A 15062-nucleotide genomic window follows, 5' to 3' on the forward strand; every position below is an offset into this window, starting at 1 on the left:
AGTACTCGTCTGTACGAGTTAAATCAACAACTCGTCTGTACGAGTTACACTTTTGTTTATGCCTGCGAGCTTTCTGTCAGATTTTTCCCCGGCTCGTACCTCCGTCCAATGGACAAACCCCACCTCTGCCACTATGGTTCCTGCCTTGAACGCGCAGTCCACCTTCATAACGCCGGGCAAGAGCCATCCCATGAGCAAATACAACCAGATCTATACGGATCTGCTTGCCAGCATCACCACCGAGCGCCTGCAGCGCGGTACGCGCCTTCCCTCCGAAACCGAACTGATGGACGCCTACCAGGCCAGCCGTGGCACCGTGCGGCGCGCCATCGAGCAGTTGCAGGAACGTGGCTTTGCGCAAAAGATCCACGGCAAGGGCACCTTTGTGTTGTCGCCCAACCCGATCGAGTTCCAACTGGGCGGCATCGTCAGCTTCCACGAAACCCACGCCGACCTGGGTGATGACGTACGCACCGAGGTGGTCGAGTTCACCCAGATTCCACTGGAAGGCTCACTGCTGCAGCACATCGAGGCCGAACCCGGCACCCTCATTACGCGCATCAAACGGGTACGCCGCATCGGTGGCAAACGGGTGATCCTGGACATCAACCACTTCATCAGTGACCTGATTCCCGGCCTGGACCGCGACATCGCCGAGCAGTCGATCTACGCGTTTATCGAGCAAACACTGCAGCTGCAGATCAGCTATGCGCAGCGCACCATCGAAGCCTTGCCGCGCAGCAAGGACGACCAGGCGCATCTGGATCTGGATGGGCAAAGCCATGTGATTGTGGTGAGCAACCAGACGTTCTTGCAGGATGGAAGGCAGTTCGAGTACACCGAGTCGCGGCATACGTTGGATAAGTTTTATTTTTCGGATGTGGCACGGCGCTAAACCCGGCTGCTCCCTGGGGCTCGCTTAAACCCGGCCCCTCACGACACCGAGATACTCCTGGCCAAGCCTGCTGCCCATGCGCCGGCCATCTTTTCCCCCACGGCTTCGAACTCCGGGTGGGTACTTCGATACTCGGATAGCTCCGCCATGGCGCGACTCATGCCATCGTCCACTCTGGCGAGCAATTCGTTACAGCGCGCCTGCGTCAAACTGCACGAACTGCGCCCGAACTGCACAAGCATCTTGCGCTTTGGCCACGCCTTCGAACCGCCAAGCAACAGCCCCATGATGTCGTTGCCGGCGTAGACCGTAGTGGTCACCAGGTCATAAACGGGGGCAAGCCAGACATCGGCATCCTCGGCGCAGTTTTCATAAAGCAAGCCGAAGTTTTTCAGGTGTGCATCACCGTTCTGAATACCGACCGAGAGCGCCACCATTATGAAAAAGTCTTCAAGAGCCCTGGCTACCCGGCTTGGCGTGACAAATGACCTGATCAGTTTTGCGCACCCTTGATAGCTGCCGTCATATTTTTTCCCGGTTCCCCATCCCGATAGAACACACATATCCTCAAATCCGAGGTAGGCGTTTTCACCGATGTCGAACCGCTTCACTACCAGAAACTTCCCGTTATGACTGAGCTGGACCTCAGGCACCTCAAGACCACAATGGTATGCGGCACGCATGCAGAAAAATTCATTGGCCGCCAACTGAGGAACGTCCGACTCATTGAACGCCTTTACCAAATGCGTGGCGCCCTTGTGGGTAAGACGTTCAATATCAGCAGCCATATCGCCAACATCGCGAACCAGCACTTTCGGCTGAACGCCCGACACCCCTGAATAAGCAGCGTAGGTTTTCAGAAGCTCATCGAACAGGTCTTCAGCCCCGTCGTACACCAGCAGGTCAGCCAGCTTGACCCCAGGCAACGACGCATCACCCGCTTGATGGGCAACGCTGATACGACCCAATTGGTGCGGACCTACGATGCCCAATAAAGCAAAGTCATCAAAACCGCGCACCGATTTGCTGAAACGCCGTACGAGTTCGGCCTTGAGATGCCCTTCAGGAATGTGCATCTCAAACAACGGGTGAATGCCGTACTCCCAGTTGTAGCTTTCCAGGCGCACCGGCATGGTCAAGGACACTGCTTGCTCTTGGGCCACCGTGTCGTTATACGAAAAAATCGAGTCACGCTGATTTTCATTACGTCGCCCGAGCGTTCCAGCAGGCACACCGTTGGTGCCGATGTACAACCGATCACGTTGGCTAGTCATGGACACCTCCTGCCTTCAATTCGTCGAGAGTCATGCGTCGAGGATTGGGGGTGGCGGTCAATTCGTATCCCAAGCCTTCAAGAATCGCTGCGACCTTGCGAATACCTATTTCAGGGATGGTATTGTTTTCGATCCCCGAGATGGTGGCGCGACTCATGCCGTGCCGCTGTGCTAGCTGACTTTGCGAAAGGCCTGCGGACTTTCGCAGGGTTTTGATCAGAATTCCTAGATCCTCCATCTATATCGCATCCTATACAATGCAAAACCTCATAAATTACAATTTTGCATAATATACAATGCATTTTGTATTGAACAGCTTCCTTGATGTACAGAGGATGAGTTCTTCTAACCTACTCGCCTAACATGCAAAAACCCCGGCACATGGCCGGGGTTCTGTTATTCAGTCCTCACCTGCTATCGCAGGATCATTCCCACTCAATCGTCGCCGGCGGCTTGCTCGACACGTCATAAGTAACGCGCGAAATACCTTCGATCTCATTGATAATCCGGCCGCTGACCGTCTCCAGCAGTTCGTAAGGCAGGTGAGCCCAACGCGCCGTCATGAAGTCGATGGTCTCTACGGCACGCAGCGCAACAACCCATGCGTAACGACGGCCATCGCCTACAACGCCAACCGATTTCACCGGCTGGAACACCACGAACGCCTGGCTGACCTTGTGGTACCAGTCGGCCTTGCGCAGTTCTTCGATGAAGATGTGGTCGGCACGACGCAGCAGGTCGGCGTATTCCTTTTTCACTTCACCGAGGATACGCACGCCCAGGCCCGGGCCTGGGAATGGGTGGCGGTAGACCATATCGTACGGCAGGCCCAGTTCCAGGCCCAGACGGCGGACTTCGTCCTTGAACAGCTCGCGCAGCGGTTCTACCAGCTTGAGGTTCATTTCCTCAGGCAGGCCACCCACGTTGTGGTGGGACTTGATCACGTGGGCCTTGCCGCTCTTGGCGCCGGCCGACTCGATCACGTCGGGGTAGATGGTGCCCTGGGCGAGGTACTTGATGTTGTCCAGTTTGGTGGACTCGGCATCGAATACGTCGATGAAGGTACGACCGATGATCTTGCGCTTCTTCTCCGGGTCGGACTCGCCGGCCAGGTTGTTGAGGAACTGGTCCTCAGCGTTGGCGCGGATCACCTTGACGCCCATGTTCTCGGCGAACATGGCCATCACTTGCTCACCTTCGTGCAGGCGCAGCAGGCCGTTGTCGACAAATACGCAGGTCAGCTGGTCGCCGATGGCCTTGTGCAGCAAGGCCGCCACAACCGAGGAGTCAACGCCGCCGGACAGGCCGAGCAGCACGTTGTCGGTACCGACCTGGGCGCGCACTTGGGCGATGGCGTCTTCAGCGATTTTAGACGGGGTCCACAGGGCTTCACACTCGCAGATGTCGAGGATGAAGCGCGACAGGATGCGCCCGCCTTGCTTGGTGTGAGTCACTTCCGGGTGGAACTGCACGCCGTAGTAACGACGCTCGTCGCTGAACATACCGGCGATCGGGCAGCTCGGGGTGCTGGCCAGGATGTGGAAGTCTTCCGGCATCTTGGTGACCTTGTCACCGTGGCTCATCCACACGTCGAGACCGAACAGGCCGTCGGCGTCGATGTGGTCTTCGATGCCGTCCAGCAGGCGGCTCTTGCCAACCACGTCCACACGGGCATAACCGAATTCACGCAGCTCGGAACCTTCAACCTTGCCGCCCAGTTGCTCGGCCATGGTCTGCATGCCGTAGCAGATGCCGAATACCGGTACGCCCAGGTCGAATACCGCCTGCGGGCAGCGCGGGCTGTTGGCTTCGTGAACGGACTCGGGGCCACCGGCGAGAATGACGCCTTTGGGGGCGAATTCGCGGATCGCTTCATCGTCCATGTCGAACGGGTGCAGTTCGCAGTACACGCCGATTTCACGCACGCGGCGGGCGATCAGTTGGGTGTACTGGGAACCGAAGTCGAGGATCAGGATGCGGTGGGCGTGAATGTCGAGGGCCATGAAGTCAGTCTCGTCTAATGAATCAGAAACAACTCGGGGCTGAAGAACAGCCCCGGTTACTTAACATTTTGCTGGAAGGCTCAACCTACACGGTAGTTTGGCGCTTCCTTGGTGATCTGCACGTCGTGGACATGGGATTCAGCCATGCCGGCGCCGGTGATTCGCACGAACTCTGGCTTGGTGCGCATTTCTTCGATGTTGGCGCTGCCGGTGTAACCCATCGAGGAACGCAGGCCGCCCATCAGTTGGTGAATGATCGCGCTCAGGGTGCCTTTGTACGGCACACGGCCTTCGATACCTTCCGGTACGAGCTTCTCGGCGCCTGCCGAAGAGTCCTGGAAGTAACGGTCGGAAGAGCCTTGCGCCTGGGACATGGCGCCCAGCGAACCCATGCCACGGTAAGCCTTGTACGAACGGCCCTGGAACAGTTCGATCTCACCTGGCGCTTCTTCGGTACCGGCGAACATCGAGCCCATCATCACGCAGGAGGCACCGGCAACGATGGCCTTGGACAGGTCACCGGAGAACCGGATGCCACCGTCGGCGATCAACGGTACGCCCGTGCCTTCAAGGGCAGCGGCGACGTTGGCGATGGCGCTGATTTGCGGCACGCCCACACCGGCAACGATGCGCGTGGTGCAGATGGAACCTGGGCCGATACCGACCTTGACTGCATCGGCGCCAGCTTCGGCCAAGGCCTTGGCGGCAGCGCCGGTGGCGATGTTGCCGCCGATCACCTGTACGTCAGGGAAGTTCTGCTTGACCCAACGCACGCGGTCGATCACGCCTTTGGAGTGGCCGTGAGCGGTGTCGACCACCACCACGTCAACACCGGCAGCAACCAGGGCCGAGACGCGGTCACCGGTGTCTTTACCGGTACCAACCGCAGCGCCAACGCGCAGACGACCTTGGTCATCCTTGCTGGCCAGCGGGTAAGCCTTGGCTTTTTCGATGTCGTTGACGGTCATCATGCCTTTGAGGGCGAATTTGTCGTCGACGATCAGCACGCGCTCGATGCGGTGCTTGTGCAGCAGTTCGCGCACATCGTTCTTGTCGGCGCCTTCCTTGACGGTGACGAGGCGCTCTTTAGGCGTCATCACTTCGCGGACGGTCACTTCAAGGCGGTTCTCGAAACGCACGTCACGGGAAGTGACGATGCCGACCAGGTCGCCATCGTGCAGCACCGGGACGCCGGAGATGTTGTGCATGCGAGTGAGTTCGAACAGATCACGCACGGTGGCGTCAGCTTCGATGGTGATCGGATCTTTCACCACACCGGCTTCGTAACGCTTGACCTTGCGCACTTCGGCAGCTTGCTGCTCGATGGTCATGTTCTTGTGGATGATGCCGATGCCGCCTTCCTGAGCCATGGCAATGGCCAGACGGGCTTCGGTGACGGTGTCCATGGCAGCGGAAACCAGGGGAATATTCAGCTCGATGCCACGGGTTAGGCGGGTCTTGAGACTGACTTCGTTAGGAAGCACCTCGGAATAACCGGGCACTAGGAGAATGTCGTCGAATGTCAGAGCTTCTTGGCTGATACGCAGCATCGCGGGGGCTCCCGAGCGGGAAAATGGAAGCGCGCCATTATATACATGCACCCTGCCGGGCTCAATGTAAAACTCTGACAAACTTGGTAATAGTGATAGATGGTTTAAAGCTCGACTTTGACCCAGCTCACCTTCTGGTCCAACCAATCGGCAAACTCGTCGATAAAGCTCTGCTTGAACCCCGCCTCCGCCCAGTTGTTGAAAATGAAGCCCAGGTTGGAAAACCCGCACTCCTGCAAGAATAAAAAGCCATTAATGTCGTCTTCATGCCCACACAGCGGGCAGGTGAAGTTATCGGTGTGGCCGGGCATCCAGTCTTCCAGGCTTTCGAACAGCGCTTCTCCGACCTCCTTCAGGCACTCCGGGCAACCGGCCTCCTCGAGAAAGCCCTTGGCCGGGGTATAGATGCAACGCTTATAGATGATCTCCAAGCCATTGACCGGCTCGTTGAACGGCAACGCCTCGGGATGCAGCACCACGGCGCGGGCGCCATCGGCCAGGGCGTAGCCCATGCGGTTGCCGGTGCGGCCGCAAGTGGTGAGCTCTTCCTTGATGATGTTCTTGCGCACCAGCCAGCGCACAATCGCCCGGGCGCGGGGTTCGTGGACGGGCAAGGTGGAGATTTTCGGGACAAGGATGCTTTGGGAATTCATGGGAGTCCTGCGGTGTGGCTACTGGCGCCATCGCGGGCAAGCCCGGCTCCCACAGTTGATCGCATTCCAGTGTGGGAGCCGGGCTTGCCCGCGATGACGCCCGGGAGGACGGCAGCTTAATCCCTGAAAAAATCAGGTCAAGTACTCACATACCGCCCGATCAACGCAATACCACTGGCCAATACCAACCAGGTCACCAACCGCACGAACGCCTCACGAGACAGCCGCATCGTCAGCCTGCGCCCACACCACAGCCCCAGGGCCATCGCTGGCAACAGGCAAACCGCCAACATCAATAACGGCCAATCTGCATAAACCCCGGCAATCAGGAACAGACTCAAACGCACAACCGTGCTGCAACTGATCAGCGCACTTTGCGTAGCCCGCGCTGCGTCCTTGGGCAAACGGCTATTCAGATAGATCGCATATAAAAAGCCGCCACTGCCAAATAGCGCACCAAACAGGCCACCCACAGTGCCCATGGGAATCGACCACCCCGCCGCCAGCTGACTCGGCCGTGCTTTCACCGCCAGGCTGTAAATCGCGTAGGCGCTGATAAACAGCCCCATCAACAACAGCAGCAGGTCCGAATGCAGGTTGAGCAAAAACACCACCCCCAGGGTGCAGCCGATGGCCATGCAGGGCAGCAACCGCAACAGTTCTGGCTTGTTCACATCGCGCCGCGTTTGCAGCAGGCCACCAAACGCCGCGACAAAGTCCAGAAGCACCAGCAACGGGATGATCTTCGACAGCGGCATGAATAGAATCAGGATCGGCCCCGCCACCAGCGCGGTGCCAAACCCGGCAATGCCGAACACGATGTAAGCCACCGCCACACCCAGGCCGATCACCAGCCAATCAACACCGCCGAACGACCACTGGCTCATCAGCTCAACCGGGCTCATGACTTATTCCTTCTATTTCAGATGCCACTCACTTTAGCCATCGAGGAGTGTTGCGACTAATATCTTCAAAGCTCGCTACCCATCTCAAAAAGGCATGACTTTTGATCTCCACTCGCCAACTGCGTTATTTCGTCGAAATCACCGAGAGCGGTAGCTTCAGTGCCGCGGCCGAACGCCTGTTCGTGGCGCAATCGGCGTTGAGCCGGCAGATCAAGGAGCTGGAATCACAACTGCAAACCCCGCTGTTCGAACGCACTGCACGCCAGCCACGGCTGACGGCCGCCGGCGAAGCCTTCTACCCACGGGCGCGCAACCTGCTGAGTGAGTTGCTCAAGGCCAGCGACCTGGCGACGCAAGTGGGCCAGGGCCAACTCGGCACTCTGCGCCTGAGCCACTCGAGTACCGTGCCGATGAGCGGCGCGTTACTGCAAGGCATCAGCACGTGGCTGGAGCGCTGTCCGGGTGTGTCGATGGATATCGTCAAGCTCTCCTCCGAAGCCCAACTGGAGGAAATCGCCGAGGGGCGACTGGACGTCGGCCTGCTGCGGTTGCCGGTGTTGCGCCAGCGCGAAGGCGTGCGCGTGGTGCCGTTGTACACCGAGCCGTTGGCGCTGGCGGTGCCGACAGGTCACCCGTTGGCACGCAGCGACGCAGCGGTGGAGTTGGCGCAACTCAAGGACCAAGCGTTTATCTCGATCCCCCATCCTCAGCGCGGCGGGCTGAGTTATCTGTCGGCCGAATTGTGCATGCGTGCAGGTTTTTTCCCCAAGGCAGCGCGGGTGATGTCGCGCAAGACCACGCAGTTGCAATTGATCCAGGCCGGTTTTGGCATTGCCTTGTTACCAAAATCCATGCAGGACATCGCCCCGCCCAACGTGCATTTTTTGCCCTTGGCCGACCCGGACTGCCACAGCACCGTAGCGCTGGCCTGCGCGCAAGCGCCAAACGCGCTGGTGGAGCAATTCTGTCAAACCCTGCACGAATGCCTATAAACTGCCGCCCATGATTAAAGATCCTTTTGCCCGCTTGGGCCTGGACCGCGAAGTCCTGACTGTCAGCCAACTCAACGGCCGTGCGCGGGTGTTGCTGGAAGACGTGTTCACCAATATCTGGGTGGAAGGCGAGATCTCCAACCTCGCCCGCCCGGCCTCCGGCCATGTGTACTTCACGCTCAAGGACAGTGGCGCCCAGGTGCGTTGCGCGCTGTTTCGCAATAACGCGGCGCGGGTACGCCAGGCGTTGAAGGACGGCCTGGCGGTGAAGGTGCGCGGCAAGGTCTCGTTGTTCGAGGGCCGTGGCGATTACCAACTGATCCTCGATACCGTGGAGCCGGCCGGTGATGGTGCGCTGCGCCTGGCCTTTGATGCACTGAAGGAAAAGCTCAGCGCCGAAGGCCTGTTCAGTGCCGAACGCAAAGTGGCGCTGCCGGTGCATCCTCGGCGCATCGGCATTATCAGCTCACCCACCGGCGCGGTGATTCGCGACATCATCAGCGTGTTCCGCCGCCGTGCGCCGAACGTTGAACTGACCCTGATCCCTACCGCCGTGCAAGGCCGCGAAGCAATCGCGCAGATTGTGCGGGCGCTGAAACTCGCCGACGCACGCGGTTTCGACGCGCTGATCCTGGCCCGTGGCGGTGGCTCCCTGGAAGACCTCTGGTGTTTCAACGAAGAGGCGGTGGCTCGCGCAATTGATGCCTGTGTTACCCCCATCGTCAGTGCCGTCGGCCATGAAACCGATGTATCCATCAGTGACTTCGTGGCGGACGTGCGCGCCCCTACCCCCTCCGCCGCCGCCGAGTTGCTGGCCCCAGACGCCAGCCATCTGGTGCGCCAAGTAGAAAATTTGCAGCGCCGCCTGGTGATGCTGATGCGCAACCGCCTGAGCCACAGCCGCCTGCGCCTGGAAGGCATGGCCCGCCGCTTGCGTCACCCTGGTGAGCGCTTGCGCCAACAGGCCCAGCGCCTGGATGACCTGGACATGCGCTTGCGCCGTGCGTTTGAGCGCAGCCTCAATACCCGTCGCGAGCGCTTGATCCGCCTGGAAACCCGCCTCGCCGGCCAGCATCCTGGCCGTCAACTGGCCCTCTTGCGCCAGCGCCTGGACAGCCTCGCCGAACGCCTGCCCCGCGCCATGCGCGAAGGTCTCAAGGCGCGGCGCCTGCAACTGCAGAGCCAGGTGCAGACGTTGCAGGTGGTCAGCCCGCTGGCGACCCTGGGCCGTGGCTACAGCATCCTGTTGGACGAGCGCGGCCAGGCGATTCGCAACGCCGCACAAACCCACACCGGCCAGCGCCTCACCGCGCGCCTGGGTGAAGGCCAATTGCAAGTGCGGGTGGAAGACAACCACCTGACACCCGTCACCCTTTCATTATTGGATTGATCGATGCCACGCCTACTGAGCCTGTTGATGCTGTTGTGCCTCACGTTTAACGCCCACGCCGACAGCTACATCACGCGAACCCTGAACAAACCCGTGCCTGGCGGCGTGGCCGTCGTCGAACTAGGCCCTTCGGCCACAGCGCCGAAAGCCACCTACCAGGGCAAGCCGGTGCTGGTGGTCAAGGAGCAGGACAACTGGCTGGCGATTGTCGGCATCCCGTTGACGGTCAAGCCTGGCAACGAGCGCATCAGCAGCGGGGGGCGCAACCTGCCGTTTATCGTCGGCTACAAGAAGTATCCGGAACAACGCATCACCTTGAAGAACAAAAGCCAGGTCAACCCCGACCCGGCCCAGCTCAAGCGCATCGAAGGCGAATTGGCAGTGCAGCTCAAGGCTTACCGCAGCTTCAGCCCGAATTTGCCGAGCAATCTGGTGCTGGATAAACCGGTGAACGGGCCGCTGTCGAGCAAGTTCGGGGTGCGACGCTTCTTCAACGGCGAAGAGCGCAACCCGCACTCGGGCCTGGACTTCGCCGTACCGGCCGGCACACCGATCAAGACACCCGCCAATGGCAAGGTGATTCTGGTCGGCAATTACTTCTTCAACGGCAATACCGTGTTTGTCGACCATGGCCAGGGGTTTATCAGCATGTTCTGCCATATGTCGAAGATCGATGTGAGGGTGGGTCAGCAACTGGTGCGCGGTGCGGTAGTCGGCAAAGTAGGCTCGACAGGCCGGGCCACTGGGCCGCATATGCACTGGAACGTCAGCCTGAACGATGCACGGGTAGATCCGGCGATTTTTATCGGCGCGTTTCAACCCTGAATACCGTGGCCGTGAGGGGCGTCAGTGATTTCCTGCGCTGACGCCTGATCTGCCGCAGGTTCGCTGCAATGCACTGTGATCTTCTTACACTTTTGCGATGAACCATCCGACACCCGAGACTCACTCAACCAGCGATTTACACGGACGTAATGAGCAGGACCTGAGCATTGGAGATCCAATTCCCATGAGACTCTTTCCATGTCCCTTACCCCAGCACTGTCAGAGCGACATTCGCAAAACCTCTTGACCTCATCTCACGCCTCACCCGGTACCCCCCCGACCAGCCCGCCTACACCACCCGCAACTCTGCAACAACCTGCATCAGTCCCCTTGCCAGCCGCCGCCAATTACGCCCCCGATCACCCGCCTACTCCCGCCTCGTCAGGTATAACCCCGGCGAAAATGCGATACCAACAGTTGGTGAAGCATTTCAAACCCAGCAATGAAATACAGTTCACCACTGAACACGCGATGCTGACTGAAGACATGCAACGCCTGCACAGCCAGCAACCCGGCTTCAAGGCCTTTGTGCAGGCGCAACTTGAGGAGGCGTTCCCCGCGATCAGGCCGCTGGATACCGACATGCTCAGTTTCAATCGCTACCGCGTGGGCGATGGACGCGAATCACTGGCCTCTTCAGAACCCCTGATGACTGCGCTGGCCAGGATGATCCGCGACATCCAGGCCAACCCGAATGCGTTGATGCGCCCGGAGCGGGGCATAAGCACTCAATTCACTCATCGACGAACCATTGCCGACCTGGCGGTACCGGTCTTTACCGAAAGCACACTGCAATCCATTGCTCGCAGCATTACCACGCAATACCCGCAGGCGCTTGAAGAATACTGGAGCACACCACGGCCGGTGGAAAATCAGCCGACTCTCCAGATGCCGCCGCAAGAGCAACTGTTGTTCCTGCACAAAAAACAGCTGTCGATCCTCGCCTCACTGCGCCTGAGCGATGGCACCCTGAGCGCGACCGGCAAAGACCTGATCGACTCCGCATTGCGCTACCCCACCCTGCAAGACCGAGAAAAACGCTTCACCGACGGTGATCGCTTTGGGGTGTACCCCGTCACTGTGGATGACCAAACGGAACATGGCGCGATGCTGCCAGGGGCCTTTCTCATCACCCGAAAAGACGGCTCATATGCTACGCCGCCCACCTGGCCGAATGGGCGCGCACTTGCGCTCAACGATGACAATGGCCCCGTCGTGATGTACACGCCCAGCGAAGGTTTCGAGGAATTCGCAACCCCGGCCCAGGCGCGCCAGGCTTTGGCCAGCCGCCTGGACCAGGGCGGTGTCGAGGCCAAGTTGCTCCTGCAAGGCCTGCCCCCGGCTCTGCAAAACCGGCCCGATCCTATTACCGGAAAAGATCTGATGTCCAGTGTCGAGCCATCGGCCGGGGATGTGTTGGCGCAATCCATCCCCTGGATGCTCAAACGCCAGCGGGCAGACATTAATACCCACCTGAGCACAGCATTGGCGCCAGGCAAAACCGTCAACCCTCTTCTCGACAGTGCCACATTGGAAGGTATCGATAATGCGGCCGATTGGTCGTACCTCATCGATGGCACCAACGCCATGCTGGCCCGGGACGACAAACTGACCGACAAACTCCAACCCGAATGGTTGAAGAATCTAAGCCCCTTTCAAGAAGCCTTGTTTTTGCACTTGGAAAAGGCGCAGGAACAGAGCCTGGATGCGCTGACGCCCCTGCTTGAAAAAATCCCGGCGCTGAACACCTTCGCCCGTGATCGCCTGAATGCAGCCATCAAACAGCGATACCCGGCAGCAGAAATCGATGCGGATCAACTCATGGTGCAGGTCCACACCCGCACCGCCATCCACGGTGGGAGAGGGACTGGCCAACCCCTCTATTCGAAACAAGACGCGGTGTCCCTGACCGACTTGGCGCTGAAGAATCCCAGTGGCTTCCCTGCCGTCGAAAGAGGTGTATACACCGATGAGAAAATGACCTTGCCTCTGCGCGACAAGCACGGCAAGCCTGTGCGAGACCTGAGCGGCAAGCCGGTTACCCTGGATACCGACGATCTCAAGGCACTGGTCAATACCACCGATGTCGGGGGCGAATACACCAAACTGCTCAAACAGGAAATGGCCCCAGATGCCCAATCGGGGAACGCTGTGCACTTGCGCACAGCGTGGAAAGCTCATCTGGCAGACGCGATGGACAAAGAGGCGTTTCTGGCAGAACTCAGCCCCGACGCCTATACGGAACTGGCCAGCGACAACATCCATAAACGCGCGGCGCAGTGGGCGGATGCGGTACTGACTCACCCCGACCCGGCCACCCGCCCTCAAGTCGATGGGAAAACCATCGTCGCCAACAGCCTGCTCCACAGGGGGCTAGCGGTGCAGGGCGTAATGGTGATCGGCAACCAGACAGATCCATCACTGGTGCTGTACACCCCCAAGGCTCCCGACGGCATTACTTATCGCGAAGTGGCGGATCACACGGCCCTCAACACCCTCCTGGAGAAAAAAGAGTGGGCAACCTATATCGCGCAAAGAAAATCACCGGTCAGTAAAGATGAGATCGATCAGTTCAAGGGAGCGCTTAAAGAAGTTGCGTACAACCCAACGAAATTGATGTCCCCCGAACTGGTGGTTTCGTCGGTCAAGCTGCTGGGAGGCGCCACTCGCCTTGAGCCCATAAAAGGTGATTTCCAAGACCATCTGTACAAGCAACACGTACAGATGGCGATCGACCGAGCGGATCACCAGTCCGTAAGCAGTGCGCAGGTCGCACGGCAATCGCTCAAGAACAAAATCGAGTTCGGCATTGAAGTGGCATTGATCTTTACTGACCTGATACCCGTGGCTGGCAAGGGCGTGTCTGCGGGTTTTCGTCTGGGCAAAGCCGGCATCAGCGCACTGCGTGCCAACAGCAGAGTGTTGCCACACCTGATCAAAAGACCCGGCCTGGGACGGGCGATCTACAGTGATTTCACTCTGTCTGCGTCGGGTATCTCCAATGTTCGCGCGGCCCCCATGCGCCCGGTATTCAAATCGTCGACGGCCACAGGCGCGATTACCCCGCGCCCTGGGCCAAGAGCACTGCCTGCGCCCGTCAGCCCAGTGCCGGCGCGCCCCTTCGCCAGCACCGGCAACACTATTGCCGGCTCACGCACGCCCAACGACGCCGTCATTCCAGAGCGCGACTTGAGTGCGTACGCCAGGCCTGGCGACATGATCAACGGTCGGACGCTCAGGAGTGACGGTACCTATAACGTTGGCGACGAGTGGTTCATCCGATTTACCGACAGTACCCGCGTGAGGAGGGTTTATCAGATCGATTCAGCCTTTCACGCTCGCAGTGGCTGGGTCAATATCATCGACCCGAACGTCCCATCAACTGCGCCCAAAAGCAGCAGGATCGTCGCCTCTGTACAACATGCGGGCAACGGTGAATGGCGCCTGAATCAACTGCCCGGTGGAGCCCCCACGCCGACACCGGGAACTTCGACGACAGGCGCCGGGGCCCCTGCCCGACCAGCGTTACCAGACGCCGAGTATTTCAGCCTCAACAGAGGGCGGCTGGTCGAAGCCGACTTCACCGCTAAAACCTTGCCTGTGGCCAGGTATTGGTTCAGGCGGGATTTGTATAACTTCTACAAGAACATGCTCACTCAAGGCCAGATGCCGCCGCGCCCGCCCCGGCTGGAGCTCGCACCCGGCACCTCGCCGGCCGACCTGTTGCGTAAGGCCTACGAAATCACTGATGTGGTGGTACTGGGCGAGCGCCATAACGAAATCGCCAGTTTCCAGATGCTCAAAGAGAATATGCAGGCCCTCAAAGAGTCTGGGGTTACCACACTTTATCTTGAGAATGTCGAAACCAATGCCGCGGGCCAGCTCATGGATGTGGGCATGGGGGCCCACCGTCCTCAAGGCGCGTCTCCCACGCTCTCGGAACTGGTTCAACTTGCCAATGACAATGGAATCACCGTCAAATCCCTCGAGCACCACTACTTGACCCGCCGATCGGATATGCCCGATTTCTATAAGTACGTTGGGGACAACGACGAAGGTATTACTCGCCTGCAAGAATTCAATTACTTCGCGAGCCGTATCTTGGAAACACGCAAGCCGGGCGAAAAAGTACTCGCCTTGGTAGGCCGGGCCCATATGAACACGGCCCGAAACGTTCCAGGTCTGGCGGAACTCAATGGAGGGGTGGGCATAGGCGTGTACCCCGACACAACATTCAACAAAAGTGTTGCCATCAGCGGCCCATCAATCCCGAGAGATCCCGGGGCTAACGTCACGAATAGCCTCACGGTAGGGGATTATCAGATCTTCCATAAAGTCACTTGAGCAATCACCGTCGTGCGTTGTTTGCGCGATGGTGAGCCTCTCACTGTCGCATGCTGGGACACGTGAAAACCTCATGACCAAAATTGCGCCACCACCTACAGCAGCGCAACAATGTGAAGAACATAAGATATTATTAGCAATAAATATCTATAAAGCTTGTTTTACACAGAAAATCTATCAATTTTTCCTGGCCACCTTGCCATCTCACTTGGCCACGGTTAGGGTTGGGCT

The 15062-nt window shown here is 58.9% G+C and carries 11 protein-coding genes; 5 read left to right on the top strand and 6 right to left on the bottom strand.

The window, feature by feature from the left end; translation table 11 throughout:
• Positions 1-190: 190 nt before the first annotated feature.
• The gene (gene treR, locus TX24_RS13645) at positions 191-895 is read left to right on the top strand and encodes a trehalose operon repressor (protein ID WP_032895407.1); all 705 of its coding nucleotides are present in this window, start codon (positions 191-193) and stop codon (positions 893-895) included.
• 38 nt (positions 896-933) lie between these two features.
• Here treR and TX24_RS13650 read toward each other — a convergent pair whose 3' ends face one another.
• The 6 genes from TX24_RS13650 to TX24_RS13675 form a co-directional block, all read right to left on the bottom strand.
• Positions 934-2169 (bottom strand): type II toxin-antitoxin system HipA family toxin, encoded by a 1236-nt coding sequence (locus TX24_RS13650; protein WP_057710514.1) that lies wholly within the window; start codon positions 2167-2169, stop codon positions 934-936.
• Positions 2162-2407, bottom strand: coding sequence for a helix-turn-helix domain-containing protein (locus TX24_RS13655; protein WP_003193996.1), 246 nt, complete (start codon positions 2405-2407; stop codon positions 2162-2164). Before TX24_RS13655 ends, TX24_RS13650 begins: the two co-directional genes overlap by 8 nt.
• Before the next feature lie 187 nt (positions 2408-2594).
• A complete protein-coding gene (guaA, locus tag TX24_RS13660; RefSeq protein ID WP_003193997.1) occupies positions 2595-4172 on the bottom strand; it encodes a glutamine-hydrolyzing GMP synthase in 1578 nt (525 codons plus the stop codon).
• A gap of 80 nt (positions 4173-4252) precedes the next feature.
• Positions 4253-5722 (bottom strand): IMP dehydrogenase, encoded by a 1470-nt coding sequence (gene guaB, locus TX24_RS13665; protein ID WP_003193998.1) that lies wholly within the window; start codon positions 5720-5722, stop codon positions 4253-4255.
• A gap of 104 nt (positions 5723-5826) precedes the next feature.
• On the bottom strand, positions 5827-6375 hold the full coding sequence (locus tag TX24_RS13670) for a hypothetical protein (protein WP_003193999.1): 549 nt from the start codon (positions 6373-6375) through the stop codon (positions 5827-5829).
• Positions 6376-6512: 137 nt separating this feature from the next.
• On the bottom strand, positions 6513-7280 hold the full coding sequence (locus TX24_RS13675; protein ID WP_003194000.1) for a sulfite exporter TauE/SafE family protein: 768 nt from the start codon (positions 7278-7280) through the stop codon (positions 6513-6515).
• A 101-nt stretch (positions 7281-7381) separates the two neighbouring features.
• On the opposite strand from TX24_RS13675, the gene TX24_RS13680 reads away from it, so the two are divergent.
• The 4 genes from TX24_RS13680 to TX24_RS13695 all read left to right on the top strand — a co-directional run bounded on the left by TX24_RS13680 (position 7382) and on the right by TX24_RS13695 (position 14831).
• Positions 7382-8272, top strand: a complete 891-nt coding sequence (locus TX24_RS13680; RefSeq protein WP_057710515.1) for a LysR family transcriptional regulator — start codon at positions 7382-7384, stop codon at positions 8270-8272.
• 10 nt (positions 8273-8282) lie between these two features.
• A complete protein-coding gene (gene xseA / locus TX24_RS13685) occupies positions 8283-9662 on the top strand; it encodes an exodeoxyribonuclease VII large subunit (protein ID WP_003194002.1) in 1380 nt (459 codons plus the stop codon).
• A gap of 3 nt (positions 9663-9665) precedes the next feature.
• Complete coding sequence (locus TX24_RS13690; RefSeq protein WP_003194003.1) at positions 9666-10487, top strand: M23 family metallopeptidase; 822 nt, start codon at positions 9666-9668, stop codon at positions 10485-10487.
• Between the two features lie 330 nt (positions 10488-10817).
• Entirely contained in the window at positions 10818-14831 is a 4014-nt protein-coding gene (locus TX24_RS13695) for a membrane-targeted effector domain-containing toxin (protein WP_208604733.1), read from the top strand.
• The last annotated feature ends 231 nt before the right edge of the window (positions 14832-15062 follow it).

The organism is Pseudomonas lactis, from assembly GCF_001439845.1.
Lineage (GTDB): Bacteria > Pseudomonadota > Gammaproteobacteria > Pseudomonadales > Pseudomonadaceae > Aquipseudomonas > Aquipseudomonas lactis.